This window comes from Burkholderia sp. BDU5, assembly GCF_001522845.1.
Taxonomy (GTDB): domain Bacteria; phylum Pseudomonadota; class Gammaproteobacteria; order Burkholderiales; family Burkholderiaceae; genus Burkholderia; species Burkholderia mayonis.
The window spans coordinates 84,419-98,976 of record NZ_LOWC01000159.1; the positions used below are offsets into that span (position 1 = coordinate 84,419).

Consider the following 14,558-nt stretch of genomic DNA (forward strand, 5'->3'; position numbering starts at 1 on the left):
ACCTTGAAGTCACTACAAGGTCAACCCTTTTTGTAAGGAGATTCGAATGAAAATCGGCGAACTTGCGAAAGCGGCCCGGTGCACGCCCGAGACGATTCGTTTCTATGAAAAAGAGGGGCTGATGCCCGACGCGGAACGGACCGGCTGCAACTACCGCAACTACACCGGCGCGCACGTCGAGCGGCTGCGCTTTATCCGCAATTGCCGCGCGCTCGACATGACGCACGACGAGATCCGCGCGCTGCTGCGCTTCACCGACGATCCAGCGGACCGCTGCGATTCCGTCAACGCGCTGCTCGACGCGCACATCGGCCACGTCAACACTCGCCTCGCAGAACTCGAGCAGTTGCGCGCGCAGCTGATCGAATTGCGCGAGCGGTGCCAGGGCGAGCATGCGGTCGAGGACTGCGGGATCGTGCACGGGCTCGCGACGATGGAAACGCCGGACATGCCGGGCAAGCGCTCGCACGTCGGCTGACATGCGGTGTCCGCCGATGTCCGAGCGGCGGGCGTTGCGGCGCTTGCGTTCATTTATATCTAGTCATAATATAACTAGAAATTAATTAACTACTCATGTTATGGCTCGATATTCTCCACTTGCACTCGTCGTGCTCGCGATGCTCACCGAAGCGCCGATGCATGCGTACCGAATCCAGCAACTCGTGAAGCTGCGGGGTAAGGACGAGATCGTCAACGTCAGGCAGCGCAACAGCCTCTACCAGACGATCGAGCGCCTGCAGCGCGACGCGCTGATCGCCGTACGCGAGACCGAACGCGACGGCGCGTTTCCCGAGCGCACGGTCTACGAAATCACCGATGCTGGCCGCGACACCGCCCGCATGTGGCTGCGTGAGCAGCTCGCGCGACCGGCGCGCGAATTTCCGTCGTTTCCGGCCGCGCTGTCGGTGCTGCCGCTACTGTCCGCCGACGACGCGCGCCGCCAGCTCGAAGCGCGTGCCGCCGCACTCGAAGCCGAGCTCGCCCGTCTCGACGAAACGCACGACGCCGCGCTCGCGATGCAGATCCCGCGGCTCTTTCTGCTCGACGGCGAACTGATGCGGGTGACGCTCGAAGCCGAGCTCGATTGGGTACGCTGCATCGTCGAGCATCTGAAGGTTGGCGCGCTCACCTGGAGCGAGGCTTGGCTGCGCGAGGTCGCCGCGCGATTCGCGCAGGCCGATTCGCCAGATTCGGAATGAATGGGCGAAGCGCCATCGCGAGAGTCGAGCCGTCGCTTCTTTCTCTGACCGACAGTGCCGGCTTCATTGCCGGGCGTGCTGCGTGCTGCGTGCTGCGTGCTGCAGCGGCAACGGCAACGGCAACGGCAACGGCAACGGCAACGGCAACGATGCTACGCAGATTCGCGTCGTCCGCAACAACGTCCAGGGCACGAGCAGAAACGACGACGCACCGCCTCCAGCGGAAACCGCTCGCACACCGCACCTCACCCCGTCCAGCCGCGACTACAGCATCTTCCCGGGATTCAGGATCCCGAGTGGATCGAGCGCGCTTTTCATCGCCCACATCACGCCGATCTCGGCAGCGCTCCGCGAGTACCCGAGATATGGCCGCTTGAGCACGCCGATCCCGTGCTCGGCCGAGATCGACCCGCCCATCGTCCGCACGATTTCGTAGACGACGTGCTCGACGCCGTCCGCGCCATGCGCGGGCGGATCGGCGAGCGACACGCCGATGTGCACGTTGCCGTCGCCGACATGCCCAAAGCACAGACACACCGCATGCGGCCAGCGCGCACGCAGCGCGGTATCGCAGCGCTCGGCGAACACGCCGAGTTCGGCGACGGGCTAGCTCACGTCGAAATTGAGCAGATGCGGCAGCGCGTCGATCGCGAGTCCTTCGCGCAGCGTCCACATGTCGCGCGTCTGCCGCTCCGACGCGGCAAGCGCCGCATCGCTCACGAGCCCTGCATCGAAGCACGCGCCGAGACGCTGCTCGAGCGTGTCGCGCGCATCGATGCGCGGATCGCTCGCCGCGCATTCGATCATGACGACGAAATCGTCGTCCGCATCGAACGGCGGCGTGACGCCCGGCGTATACGCGACGACGTAGCGATAGAACGCCAGCCACATCGCCTCGAAGCTGACGACGCACGGCAGTGTCGCGCGCACGTCGCGCCAGAACCGCACGAGCGTGTCTTAGTCGCGCACGCGGCATAGCGCCGTCGCAGGCGCCGCGAGCGGCGGATGCAGCCGCAGCACCGCGCGCGTGATGACGCCGAGCGTGCCTTCGCTGCCGATGAAGAGCTGCTTCACGTCATAGCCGGCGTTGTTCTTCAGCATCCGGTTCAGCGACGTGACGACCGTCCCGTCCGCGAGCACCGCTTCGATGCCGAGCGTCTGCTCGCGCATCTTCCCGAAGCGGATCGCGCGCGTGCCGCCCGCGTTGGTCGCGAGCATGCCGCCGATCTGGCACGAGCCGCGCGCGCCGAGATCGACGCCGAACGCGAAGTCGGCCGCTTCCGTCGCGTCCTGCACAGCTTGCAGCGTCGTGCCCGCGCGCGCGCTCATCGCACCACATCCTTCACTTCGTCGAGACGTCGATGTCGCCGAAGTACTTCCGGCCTAGCGTCTTCACGGTGCCGTCCGCCTTCAGCTTGTCGATCACGGCGTCCAGGCGCGCCTTCAGCGCATCGTCGCCCTTGCGCAGCCCGAACGCGATGCCACTTCCCAGAATCTTGTCGTCGCGCACCGGCTGCCCGACGAATGCGAAACCCTTCGCATCCGGCCGCGACAGGAATCCGCGCTGGCCCGCGGGCGCGAGCACGAGCGTGCCGTCGAGGCGGCCTGCCGTGAGATCCGCGTATGCCTGGTTCTGGTCCTGATACGCGACGACCCGCACGCCCGCGCCCACCCAGTGCGCATTCGCGTACGCTTCCTGGATCGAGCCCTGCAGCACGCCGACCCGCTTGCCCTTCAACGATTCCGGCGTCGGCACGAGGCCGCTGTCCGCGCGTGCGATCAGTTGCGTCGGCACGCGGTAGATCACCGTCGTGAAGTCGATCGCCTGACGTCGCTGGTCGGTCGCGTTCATCGCCGAATTGATCGCGTCGAACTTGCGCCCCTGCAGCGCGGGAATCAGCCCGTCGAACGACGTCTCGACCCACTTGCACGCGAGCTTCGCCTCTTTGCAGACGGCGTTGCCGACGTCGATGTCGAAGCCTTGCAGCTCGCCGTTCGCCGCCTTCGATTCGAACGGCGGATATTGCGCTTCGAGACCGAAGCGCAGCGTTTGCGAAGCCTCGGCGCGCGCCGCGCCCGAGCCCGTGACGACGCCCAATGCGCATGCGAGCGCCAGGCAGATTTGCAGTCGTTTCATCGATGATTCTCCTTGAGGTCGGGGTCGTGTCCGGTCATCGGCGCGATGCACGCGTCAGAGGCTGCGCAGACGCCGCGCGCCTTCGATCAGCGTCGCGTCGTCCTTCGAAAAACTGAGGCGGATGCAGCCGGTGTTCGTGCCGTCCGCATAGAACGCGGATAACGGAATCGTCGCGACACGCGCGTCGCGGATCGCGCGCAGCACGAAATCGGCGTCGGATTCGTCGGAAAAATGCCGAAAGCGCGCGAGCATGAAGAACGAGCCCTCGCTCGACAGCAGCTCGAAACGCGAGCCGGAAAGCTCACGCACGAGCAGATCGCGCTTGCGCTCGTAGAACGCACCGAGCTCGAGATAGCTCGACGGCTCGGCGAGCGCTTCGGCGAACGCGTGCTGCATCGGCGTGTCCGCCGCGAACGTCATGAATTGATGGACCTTGCGCAGCTCGCGCGTGAGCTCGGCCGGCGCGAGGCAGTAGCCGACGCGCCAGCCCGTCACGTGATACGACTTGCCGAACGACGACACGATCACGCTGCGCTCCGCGAGCACGCGATGGCGCGCCATGCTGTGATGGCGCGCGCCGTCGAACACGACGTGCTCATACACCTCGTCGGACAGCACCACGATGTCGGTGTCCGCCGTGAGTTGCGCGAGGCGCGCGATGTCGGCGTCGCCGAAGATCGTCGCGGTCGGGTTGTGCGGCGTGTTGAGGATCAGCATCCGCGTGCGCGGCGTGATGTTGGCGGCCACTTCGTCCCAGTTCACGCGAAAGCCCTCTGCCGACAGCTTGATCGCGACGGGCGTCGCACCCTGCAGGCGGACGATCGGCGCGTAGCTGTCAAACGACGGCTCGAAGTAGATCACCTCGTCGCCCGGATGCACGAGCGCGCTGATCGTCGCGTAGAGCCCTTCGCTTGCGCTCGCGACGACGGTTATTTCGGATTCCGGATCGTAGCGTCCGCCGTACAGGCGCTCGGTCTTGACGGCGAGCGCCTCGCGCAGCGCGGCGACGCCCGCCATCGGCGCGTACTGGTTGTGCCCATCGCGCATCGCGCAGGCGACGCGCTCGACGAGCGCCGGATCGGGCGCGAAGTTCGGCGCGCCCTGCGACAGATTCAGCGCCCGATGTTCGACGGCGAGCTGGCCGATGACCGTGAAGATCGTCGTGCCGACGTCGGGCAGCTTCGAACGGGGCGCGGCGGCGCTCTGCATGGGTCTTCCTTTCTCCTGGAATGGCGCGCCGGTCATCTCCGACGCATGGGTCAACGACGCGGATTTGGCCTGAGCCAATTTCTCGCGGCAATCGAAAGTTCGTCATGGCAGGCATGACGAAAACTCATAACGCGGGAGAGCGGGCGACGCGGGACGGCGGAGGCTATGTTGTTCGATGCAGGCTGGAGCGTTGGTGGAAGGCGTCGCGTGATCGATGCCGGTGACGCGTGGCCGCTGTCATGGGGCCTATCCAGACGGCTGACTCAGCGGTTCAGCGGTTCGCAGCCTGACGGGTCTGCCGATCACCAGTTCGACGCATACGAAGCCTGCGGGAAGCTCATCGACATCGACGAGAAAAGCGCTGCGACCGCACGGCAGCGCCCGTCGGCATTCGCAACATCGGCGGCGAGACATCCGGCCCGGCTCAACCAGAAACCGCGCCGCCGCCGACACCGACATCCGCCCCCGCCGCGAGATACGCGTCCACAGCCCGATGCAGTTCGCCGCGCAACTGCGCGACATCGACGGCCGCACCCTGCGTCAGCAGCGATTGCGACACCCACCCGTAGCACAACGCATGCGCGACACGCGCCGCCACGTCGAGCCGCACATTCGCCGGCGCATCGCCCGCTCCCGCGAGCGCGTCGCGCCACAGCGCGACGTAGTCGTCGTAATGCCGGCGATACGCGTCGATCGGCGAGACCTTGCGCTCGAGCGTAAAGATCGCGGCCCATACGCGCGCGTCCTGCTCGATCACATCGACCTGCGCGTCGACGAGCGCGGCCGCGATCGCCCTGCAACCCGCGCCGCGCCGTACATCGACGACGCCGCGCATCCGCGCCGCGAGCGCCTTCACGTAGTGGTGGATCGTGAGCGCCGCGAGGCTCTCCTTGTCGCCGAAATACTCGTAGAACGTGCCGACGCTCACGCCCGCAACCGCGGCGATCTCGCGAATCGTCGCCTTCGCGTAGCCGCGCTCGAGCCAAACCCGAACAAACGCCTGCTGCAGCGCCTCCGAGCTCGCGTGCGCGCGCCGCTGCCGCGGACGGCGGCGCAAGGCCGGCTGCGGCTGCGCGATCGTCTTGTCGGGATGCGCGGAAACCTGAACATGTCGCGAAGTCATCTTTGCTAACCTGATCGAGCCGAACAACGACACGGAGACGTCCATCATGGCCTGGTCGACCCACGCGGTGAGCAACCAGTTCGACGAATTGATCGACTATAACCTCTTCGCGACCGACCCTGCGCTCGGCGAAGCGCTCGAACGCGCGGGCGCGTCGTGGGCCGCGCCGCAGCTCGACGCGTACGGCGCGCGGCTCGGCGCGCGCGACACCGCGCAGCAGGCCGAAGACGCGAATCGCCATGTCCCCGAGCTGAATGCGTTCGACCGCCGCGGCCGCCGGATCGACCGCATCGATTTCCATCCGAGCTGGCACGCGCTCCTCGGCCTCTATCGTGAACAGGGCCTGATCTCGCTCGCGTTCCGCGACGCGCGCGCAGGCCGCTGGGCGGCGAACGCGGCGGGCTTCTATCTGCACGGCCAGATCGAGGCGGGCACGCTGTGCCCGGCGACGATGACGCAGGCGAGCATCCCAGTTTTGCAGAAGGAGCCCGCGCTGTGGGCACAACTGAAAGACAAGCTCTACAGCAACGTCCATGATCCGCGCGACGTGCCGATCGACGCGAAGCGGTCGATCACGCTCGGCATGGGGATGACCGAAAAGCAGGGCGGCTCGGACGTGCGCGCGAACACGACGGTCGCAGCGCCCGTCGGCGCGGGCGGCCGCGGCGGCGACTATCTGCTGCGGGGTCACAAGTGGTTCTTCTCCGCGCCGATGTGCGACGCGCACCTCGTCGTCGCGCGCACCGAGTCGGGCGGCACGTCGTGCTTCTACGTGCCGCGCTGGCGGCCGGACGGCACGAAGAACGCGGTGCTCGTCCAGCGGCTGAAGAACAAAGTCGGCAATCGCAGCAACTCGAGCAGCGAGGTCGAGCTCGACGACGCGTGGGGCGTGATGCTCGGCGAAGAAGGCCGCGGCATTCCGACGATCATCGAAATGGCGACCTACACGCGCCTGAACTGCGTGCTCGGCAGCGCGGCAATCCTGCGCCAGGGGCTCGTGCAGGCGATCGCGTATACGCGGCAGCGTCACGCGTTCGGCCGCGCGCTCGCTGAGCAGCCGCTGATGCGCGCGGTGCTCGCCGATCTCGCGCTCGAGAGCGAAGCGGCGCTCGCGCTTGCGATTCGGCTCGCGCAGGCGTTTGAGCGCGGCGAGCCGGCGTGGACGCGCATCGTCACGCCGGCCGCGAAATTCTGGGTCTGCAAGCGAGCGGTCGAGGCGGCGGGCGAAGTGATGGAAGTGTTCGGCGGCAACGGCTATGTCGACGACGGCCCGATCGCGCGACTGTTCCGCGAGGCGCCCGTCAATTCGATCTGGGAAGGCTCCGGCAACGTGATGTGTCTCGATGTGATGCGCGCGATCTCGCGCGAGCCGGACGCGGCGCACGCGCTCGTCGACGAACTGCACGCGCTCGGCGGCCGCGATGCGCGGATTCGTGCGGCGCTCGACGCGCTGCGCACGCTGCTCGGCACGCCGCCCGATGCGCTCGAAGCGCTCGGCCGCGTGCTCGCGCAGCACATCGCGCTCGTCGCGCAAGCGTGCCTGCTGCTCGACGCGGCGCCCGCCGCCGTCAGCGACGGCTTCATCGCGACGCGCTTCGGCGAACCGGTGTGGGGCCGCGTGACGGGCGCGCTCGATTCGCGCCGCGTCGACGTCGCCGCGCTGCTGCAACGCGCGTACGCCGCATAACCGCGCGCGGCGCCGCCGCTCGCGCGCCGCGCTTTTCCGCGCCACGTCCGCCGCAAGCAAGGAATCCGAAGCGATGAACCTGATTGCCGCTCTCGACCGCGCCGCGCGCGCGACGCCCGACAAGCCGTTCCTGCGCTACGACGGCGCGACGACCACGTATTCACAGATGGATCGCCGCTCGCGGCGCGCGGCCGAGGTGCTCGCCGCGCTCGGCGTCGCGCCGGGCGATCGCGTCGCCGCGATGTGCTTCAACACGCCGGCGTTCTTCGATCTGCTGCTCGGCGCGTGGCGCATCGGTGCGGTCGTCGTGCCGATCAACCACAAGCTGCAGGCGCCGGAAGTCGACGCCATCCTCGGCCACAGCGCGAGCCGCGCCGTGCTGTTCGACGCCGCGCTCGCGCCCGTGCTCGCGAAAGTCGACCACGACGCGCATCGCCTCGTGACCGAAGGCGATGCGAGCAGCGCCGCGTCGTTCGACCGTCTCGCCGCCGACGCGGGCGGCATCGCGTCCGGCACGCCCGACGACGCGGCGCTCGCCGAGATTCTCTACACGTCGGGCACGACGGGACGCCCGAAGGGCTGCCTGCACAGCCATCGGACAGTCGCGCTCGCCGCCATGACGAGCGCGCTCGCGCTGTCGATGACCGAGCGCGAGCGCACGCTGATGGCGATGCCGATCTGGCACGCGTCGCCGCTCAACAACTGGTTCGGCGGGACGCTATATGTAGGCGGCACCGTCGTGCTGATGCGCGACTATCATCCGCTGCACTTTCTGCAGACGGTCGAGGCCGAGCAGGTGACGCTGTATTTCGGCGCGCCGGTGTCGTACACGCTGCCGCTCGATGCGATCGCCGACTTCGCGTCGTTCGATCTCACCAGCGTGCGCGCATGGCTGTACGGCGGCGGGCCGATCGGCGCGGACATTGCGCGCCGGCTGATGCGCGCGTATCGCAGCGAGGCGTTCTATCAGGTGTACGGGATGACCGAGACGGGCCCGGCCGGCACGGTGCTCCATCCATTCGAGCAGACCGTCAAGACGGGCTCGATCGGCCGGCAGGGCACGCCTGGCGTCGACGTGCGGGTCGTGACCGCGTCGGGCGACGACGCACGGCCGGGCGAGATCGGCGAAATCCGGTTGCGCGCGGACAGCATGATGCTCGGCTATCTCGACGATCCCGACGCGACGCGCGCGGCGTTCGCGGACGGCGGCTGGTATCGGAGCGGCGACGTCGCGCGCGTCGACGACGACGGCTATCTGTTCGTCGTCGACCGGATCAAGGACATGATCGTGACAGGTGGCGAGAACGTCTATTCGAAGGAGGTCGAGGACGTGCTGACCGCGCATCCGGCCGTCGCGGAAGCCGCGGTGATCGGCCGTGCGCATCCGGAATGGGGTGAGACCGTGATCGCGCACGTCGTGCTGCGCACGGCGAGCGGCGCGGATGGTGCGGTCGATGCCGACGCGCTGCGCGCGTTCTGCGCGAAGCGGCTCGCCGCGTACAAGATCCCGCGCGAATACGTGTTCGCCGAGCGTCTGCCGCGCACGCCGACGGGCAAGCTGCAGAAGCACTTGCTGCGCGCCAGCGGCGCGTAATGCGGCGGCGGCGGCGGCGACGGCGACCCTTCGGCATCCGAACCTCACGACGCTCGAACGCCGTGACTCACTGGCTCGGCACACCGCGCACCGCGCACCGCGCACTGCGCGCCGATGCCGATGCCGATGCCAACTCAATCGCAAGCATCGCCCCGTGCGACGCGCCGCCGGGCATCCGTCGACAAAACAAAGCCCCGAACCTGCTTGCGCAGATCCGGGGCCCGTCGATATCGAAGCGCGAAACGGACGCCGCTACGCGACGCCCGCGCCACGCGCGACGCTTACTTGCCGCCGATGCTCTTGAGCGGCTTCCACTCGCCCTTCTCGACCTTGTAGATCGTGATGCCGCCGTTGCGCAGGTCACCCTTCGTGTCGTACGCGATGTGCGTCGACGTGACGCCCGCCATGTCGGTCTTCGACAGCAACGGCAGATACTTCGCCGGATCGGTCGAGTTCGCCTTCTTCATCGCGTTGAACATCGCCATCGCGCCGTCGTACGCGTACGGCGAGTACGTCTGCACGTCTTCGCCGAAGCGCTTCTTGTACTTGTCCGCGTACGTCTTGCCGCCGGGCATTTCGCCGAGCGGCAGGCCGGCGAGCGAAGCGATCGAGCCTTCGGCCGCGTCGCCCGCGATCTTCAGGAAAGTCGGCGTGTGCACCATCTCGCCGCCCATCAGCGGCGCCGCGACGCCGAGCGACTTCATCTGCTTGGCCATCGGCGCGGCCTGCGAATCCGCGCCGCCGTAGTAGACGAGATCCGGCTTCGACGCCTTCAGCTTCGTCAGGATCGCCTTGAAGTCGACTGCCTTGTCGTTCGTGAATTCACGGTCGACGATCGTCGCGCCCGCCGCCTTCGCCGCCTTCTCGAACTGATCGGCGAGACCCTGGCCGTACGCCGTGCGATCGTCGACGATCGCGATCTTCTTCATGCCGAGATCCTTCACCGCGAACGTGCCCGCGACCGAGCCCTGCTGCGTGTCGGACGTCATCATCCGGAAGGTCGTCTTGTAGCCTTGCTGCGTATATTCCGGCGCGGTCGCCATCGCGATCTGCGGGATACCCGCGTTCGCGTAGATGCGCGAAGCCGGGATCGTCGTGCCCGAGTTGAAGTGGCCGAGCATGCCCTTGATGCCGTCGTCGACGAGCTTCTGCGCGACCGTCGTGCCGGTGCGCGGGTCAGCCTGGTCGTCCTGCGTGTCGAGCATGAACTTCACCGGCTTGCCGCCGATCATGGGCTTCGTCGCATTGAAGTCCTCGATCGCGAGCACGATGCCGTTCTGCATATCCTTGCCGTAGTGAGCCTGCGCGCCCGTCATCGGCGCTGCGAAGCCGATCTTGACGTCATCCGCGTGCGCCGCCCCCGCGAGCGACATGACCGCGACGAACGTCGCGCCTGCCAGCTTTTTCATCGTGTGTTGCATATCTTCTCCTAGTACCAGGGTAAATGGAGCGACTTCGGGTTCGCCTTGCCGCTTCCGTTTCTTGAGGCGAAGGGCAAGGATTGCTCAGCCAATCGTCATCAAATTCGCATTGCCGCCCGCCGCCGCGGTATTCACGCTCACCGAGCGCTCCGTCAGGAGCCGCTCGAGCGCGTAGTCTTCGTCGTCGCCGTTCTCGAACGCGCCCGCCGCGACGCCCTGCACCGATACGATCGGCCCCGGACGCTGCGCGACTTCCTTCACGAGCGCGAGCAGCTCGTCGCTGTCGCCTTCGAACAGCACCGCATCGAATGCCGCGTCCGCCTGCTTGCGCACGCTCGCATGCGACTTCAGCGATGCCGGCAGCGCCGCCGCGAGCGCCTCGCCCGCCGCGCCCGCGAAGAGCGCGCGGTTGCCGGTCGCGAGCACGGCGGCGAACTGCGCGCGCGCGCCGCTTGGCGTCGCCGCGATGCACAGCACCGTGCCGCGCGCGCCGAGTGTATACGTATTGCGTTCGCCCGTCGGCCCTGCGAGCACCGCCGTCGCACCGGCCAGCACGTGCGACAGATAGCCGTCGCAGCGCGCGGCGAGCGCCGGCTCGCGCTGCTCGATCAGCCAGTCGCGCAGCGCAGTCAACGCGGCGGAGGGATTATCGCGCGACTCGCCGTCCTGCGGCGCATCGACGACGAGCGACGCCTCGAGCGACTTCGGCAGACCGGCCGGGCGCGTCGCGAGGAGGCGCTGCAGGTAGAGCGCGCCGCCTGCCTTCGGCCCCGTGCCCGACAGCCCTTCGCCGCCGAACGGCTGCACGCCGACCACCGCGCCGATCACGTTGCGGTTCACGTAGATGTTGCCGACGTGCGCGCGGCCGATCACGTGCGCGATCGTCTCGTCGATCCGCGTGTGGATGCCGAGCGTGAGGCCGTAGCCCGTCGAGCGGATCTGCTCGAGCAGCTTGTCGAGCGCGCTTCGGCGATAGCGGACGACGTGCAGCACCGGGCCGAACACTTCGCGCTTCAGCTCGTCGACGCTGTTGATCTCGACGATCGTCGGCGGCACGAAGGTGCCTTGCGCGCACGCTTCCGGCATCGTCAGCTGCGTGACCGCATGGCCCTTGTCCGTCATCGCGGCGACGTGCGTGTCGATCGTGCGCTTCGCGTCGGCGTCGATTACCGGGCCGACGTCCGTCGACAGGCGATCCGGATTGCCGAGCGCGAGCTCGCGCATCGCGCCCTTCAGCATCGTCAGCGTGCGATCGGCGACGTCGTCCTGCAGGCACAGCACGCGCAGCGCGGAGCAGCGCTGACCGGCCGAGTCGAACGACGATTGCAGCACGTCGGCGACGACCTGCTCGGCGAGCGCCGACGAATCGACGATCATCGCGTTCTGGCCGCCCGTTTCGGCGATCAGCGGAATCGGCTTGCCGTCCGGATCGAGGCGCGACGACAGCGTCTTGTTGATGAGGCGCGCGACTTCGGTCGAGCCGGTGAACATCACCGCGCGCGTGCGGGGATCGGCGACGAGCGCCGCGCCGACCGTCTCGCCGTTGCCGGGCAGGAGCTGCACCGCGCCCGCCGGCACGCCGGCGTCGCGCAGCAGGCGCACCGCCTGCGCGGCGATGAGCGGCGTCTGCTCGGCTGGCTTCGCGAGCACCGTGTTGCCGGCCGCGAGCGCGGCGGCCACCTGGCCCATGAAGATCGCGAGCGGGAAGTTCCACGGGCTGATGCAGACGACGGGGCCGAGCGGACGGTGCGTGTCGTTCGAGAACTCGTCGCGGATCTGCGCCGAGTAGTAGCGCAGGAAATCGACCGCCTCGCGGATTTCGGCGATCGCGTTCGGCAGCGACTTGCCCGCTTCGCGGACGATCAGGCCCATCAGCGTGTGCATCTGCGCTTCGAGCAGGTCGGCCGCGCGCGCGAGGCAGTCGGCGCGCGCGTCCACGGGCGTCGCCTGCCAGATCGGCGCGGCCGCGACGGCGTGCGCGAGCGCCGCGCTCACCTGCTCGGGCGTCGCCTCGCTGACCGTGCCGACGACGTCGCGCAGGTCGGCCGGATTGCGCACGTCGCGCGCGGGGGCGTTCACGAGCGCGTCGTCGGCGAGCATCGGCGCGGCGCGCCACGGATGATGCGCGCTCGCGAGCAACGCCGACGACAGCGACGCGAGCCGATGCTCGTTCGACAGATCGAGGCCCATCGAATTGAGGCGCGGCGCGCCGTACAGCTCGCGCGGCAGCGGGATCTTCGCGTGCGGCGCGCCAAGCGGCGCGACCTGCTCGGCTTCCTCGACCGGGTCGGCGACGAGCGCCTTCACCGATACCGACTTGTCGGCGATCCGGTTCACGAACGACGTGTTCGCGCCGTTCTCGAGCAGGCGGCGCACGAGGTACGCGAGCAGCGTCTCGTGCGTGCCGACGGGCGCGTACACGCGGCACGGGCGGTTCAGCTTGTCGCGGCCGGTGACTTCTTCATAGAGCGGCTCGCCCATTCCGTGCAGGCACTGGAATTCGTACTGGCCGGGGTAGTAGTTCTGGCCCGCGAGGTGATAGATCGCGGAGAGCGTATACGCGTTGTGCGTCGCGAACTGCGGATAGACAGCGTCCGGCGCGGCGAGCAGCTTCTTCGCGCACGCGAGGTACGACACGTCGGTGTAGATCTTGCGCGTGTAAACCGGATAGCCTTCGAGGCCGTCCACTTGCGCGCGCTTGATCTCGGAATCCCAGTACGCGCCCTTCACGAGCCGCACCATCACGCGATGGCGGCTGCGGCGAGCGAGGTCGATCAGATAGTCGATCACGAACGGGCAGCGCTTCTGGTACGCCTGCACGACGAAGCCGATGCCGTTCCAGCCGGCGAATTCCGAATCGAAACACAGCGCCTCGAGCAAATCGAGCGACAGCTCAAGCCGGTCCGCTTCCTCGGCGTCGATGTTCAGGCCGATGTCGTAGCGGCGCGCGAGCAACGCGAGCGAGCGCACGCGCGGCAGCAGCTCGCTCATCGTGCGCTCCTGCTGCGAGCGCGAGTAGCGCGCGTGCAGCGCCGACAGCTTGATCGAGATGCCCGGGCCCTCGTAGATGCCGCGGCCGCCCGCTGCCTTGCCGATCGCGTGGATCGCCTGCTCGTACGACGCGTAGTAGCGCAGCGCGTCCTCTTCGGTCGACGCCGCCTCGCCGAGCATGTCGTACGAGTAGCGGAAGCCGCGCGCTTCGAACTTGCGGCTGTTCGCGAGCGCTTCGGAAATCGTCTCGCCCGTCACGAACTGCTCGCCCATCAGGCGCATCGCCATGTCGACGCCCTTGCGAATCAGCGGCTCCCCGCCCTTGCCGATCAGGCGCGTCAATGCCGACGACAGGCCCGCTTCGCTGTTCGTCGTGACGAGCTTGCCCGTGATCATCAGGCCCCAGGTCGCCGCGTTGACGAACAGCGACGGTGCATGGCCCACGTGCGAGCGCCAGTCGCCCTTGCTGATCTTGTCGCGAATCAGCGCGTCGCGGGTCGCGCGATCGGGGATGCGCAGCAGCGCTTCGGCGAGGCACATCAGCGCGACGCCTTCCTGGCTCGACAGCGAGAATTCGTGGATCAGTCCTTCGACGCCGCCACCCGAGCTCTTCTCGCGCAGCGCCTCGACGAGACTCGCGGCCATCGACTGGACGTCCGACGCGAGGCTCGCGGGCAGCCGCGCCTCGCCGATCAGGAACGGCACGCATTCCGGCTCCGGACGCCGGTACGCGGCCGTGATCGCCGCGCGCAGCACGGATTGCGGCTGCACGTTCTGCGCGAATTCTAGGAACGGGTGCGGCACGCCGTCTTCATCGCCGTCGGCGTGGCCGTCGGACAAATCGGCGACGCCCGTGTGGCCGGACAGTTCCGGCGGCAGTTGACCATGCTCGATCCGCTCGAGATACGCGAAGATCGCCTGCTTGATCAGCCAGTGAGGAGTGCGCTCGAGCCGCGACGCCGCGTCCTTCAGACGCGAACGGAGCAGATCGTCGACTTTGACGCCCAGTGTGGTGCTTGCCATGATTTTCTTCTGGGGCCAGCCCGATGCCGGCCAAGGACTTTAAAAGATCGCAAAATCGTAAGACACCCAATAAAAAGGTGCAACCAGATTGCGCAATTGGTTGCACCTCACAAATCCCGTTTAATATCAATGCGTTATCAAAAAATGTGAATCGCACGCACCAATTTGATCGAT

Annotated in this window: 9 protein-coding genes and 1 pseudogene; 4 read left to right on the plus strand and 6 right to left on the minus strand. The window is 67.6% G+C overall.

Translation table 11 applies throughout. The annotated features are described in order from the left end of the window. The first annotated feature begins 46 nt into the window (after window positions 1-46). Complete coding sequence (gene cadR / locus WS69_RS25460; RefSeq protein ID WP_059473423.1) at window positions 47-478, plus strand: Cd(II)/Pb(II)-responsive transcriptional regulator; 432 nt, start codon at window positions 47-49, stop codon at window positions 476-478. A 100-nt stretch (window positions 479-578) separates the two neighbouring features. Then, on the plus strand, window positions 579-1,199 hold the full coding sequence (locus tag WS69_RS25465) for a PadR family transcriptional regulator (protein WP_059473424.1): 621 nt from the start codon (window positions 579-581) through the stop codon (window positions 1,197-1,199). Between the two features lie 264 nt (window positions 1,200-1,463). On the opposite strand, the pseudogene WS69_RS32245 reads toward WS69_RS25465, so the two are convergent. The 4 genes and pseudogenes from WS69_RS32245 to WS69_RS25495 form a co-directional block, all read right to left on the minus strand. Beyond that, a pseudogene (locus WS69_RS32245) lies at window positions 1,464-2,534 on the minus strand (FAD-binding oxidoreductase); the annotation flags it as partial. Between the two features lie 7 nt (window positions 2,535-2,541). Further along, window positions 2,542-3,336 carry an ABC transporter substrate-binding protein gene (locus WS69_RS25485; protein ID WP_059473428.1) on the minus strand — a complete coding sequence of 265 codons (795 nt, stop codon included), beginning with the start codon at window positions 3,334-3,336 and terminating at the stop codon, window positions 2,542-2,544. A 54-nt stretch (window positions 3,337-3,390) separates the two neighbouring features. Beyond that, complete coding sequence (locus WS69_RS25490; protein ID WP_059473429.1) at window positions 3,391-4,545, minus strand: pyridoxal phosphate-dependent aminotransferase; 1,155 nt, start codon at window positions 4,543-4,545, stop codon at window positions 3,391-3,393. 424 nt (window positions 4,546-4,969) lie between these two features. Further along, window positions 4,970-5,668, minus strand: coding sequence for a TetR/AcrR family transcriptional regulator (locus tag WS69_RS25495; RefSeq protein ID WP_059473573.1), 699 nt, complete (start codon window positions 5,666-5,668; stop codon window positions 4,970-4,972). Between the two features lie 46 nt (window positions 5,669-5,714). Here WS69_RS25495 and WS69_RS25500 point away from each other — a divergent pair, with 46 nt between their 5' ends. Beyond that, entirely contained in the window at window positions 5,715-7,355 is a 1,641-nt protein-coding gene (locus WS69_RS25500; protein ID WP_059473430.1) for an acyl-CoA dehydrogenase family protein, read from the plus strand. Window positions 7,356-7,428: 73 nt separating this feature from the next. Further along, window positions 7,429-8,949 (plus strand): class I adenylate-forming enzyme family protein, encoded by a 1,521-nt coding sequence (locus tag WS69_RS25505; RefSeq protein WP_059473431.1) that lies wholly within the window; start codon window positions 7,429-7,431, stop codon window positions 8,947-8,949. Window positions 8,950-9,230: 281 nt separating this feature from the next. On the opposite strand, the gene WS69_RS25510 is transcribed toward WS69_RS25505, so the two are convergent. Both WS69_RS25510 and putA read right to left on the minus strand, forming a co-directional pair. Beyond that, window positions 9,231-10,370 carry a branched-chain amino acid ABC transporter substrate-binding protein gene (locus tag WS69_RS25510; RefSeq protein ID WP_059473432.1) on the minus strand — a complete coding sequence of 380 codons (1,140 nt, stop codon included), beginning with the start codon at window positions 10,368-10,370 and terminating at the stop codon, window positions 9,231-9,233. Between the two features lie 84 nt (window positions 10,371-10,454). Then, window positions 10,455-14,384, minus strand: a complete 3,930-nt coding sequence (gene putA / locus WS69_RS25515) for a trifunctional transcriptional regulator/proline dehydrogenase/L-glutamate gamma-semialdehyde dehydrogenase (RefSeq protein WP_059473433.1) — start codon at window positions 14,382-14,384, stop codon at window positions 10,455-10,457. Window positions 14,385-14,558: the final 174 nt, after the last annotated feature.

Bases quoted from the DNA above. Each gene is read 5' to 3' on its own strand.
- WS69_RS25505 (WP_059473431.1), top strand. From the start codon at position 7,429: ATGAACCTGATTGCCGCTCTCGACCGCGCCGCGCGCGCGACGCCCGAC.
- WS69_RS25490 (WP_059473429.1), bottom strand. From the start codon at position 4,545: ATGCAGAGCGCCGCCGCGCCCCGTTCGAAGCTGCCCGACGTCGGCACG.
- cadR (WP_059473423.1), top strand. From the start codon at position 47: ATGAAAATCGGCGAACTTGCGAAAGCGGCCCGGTGCACGCCCGAGACG.
- WS69_RS25510 (WP_059473432.1), bottom strand. From the start codon at position 10,370: ATGCAACACACGATGAAAAAGCTGGCAGGCGCGACGTTCGTCGCGGTC.
- WS69_RS25465 (WP_059473424.1), top strand. From the start codon at position 579: ATGGCTCGATATTCTCCACTTGCACTCGTCGTGCTCGCGATGCTCACC.
- WS69_RS25485 (WP_059473428.1), bottom strand. From the start codon at position 3,336: ATGAAACGACTGCAAATCTGCCTGGCGCTCGCATGCGCATTGGGCGTC.
- putA (WP_059473433.1), bottom strand. From the start codon at position 14,384: ATGGCAAGCACCACACTGGGCGTCAAAGTCGACGATCTGCTCCGTTCG.
- WS69_RS25495 (WP_059473573.1), bottom strand. From the start codon at position 5,668: ATGACTTCGCGACATGTTCAGGTTTCCGCGCATCCCGACAAGACGATC.
- WS69_RS25500 (WP_059473430.1), top strand. From the start codon at position 5,715: ATGGCCTGGTCGACCCACGCGGTGAGCAACCAGTTCGACGAATTGATC.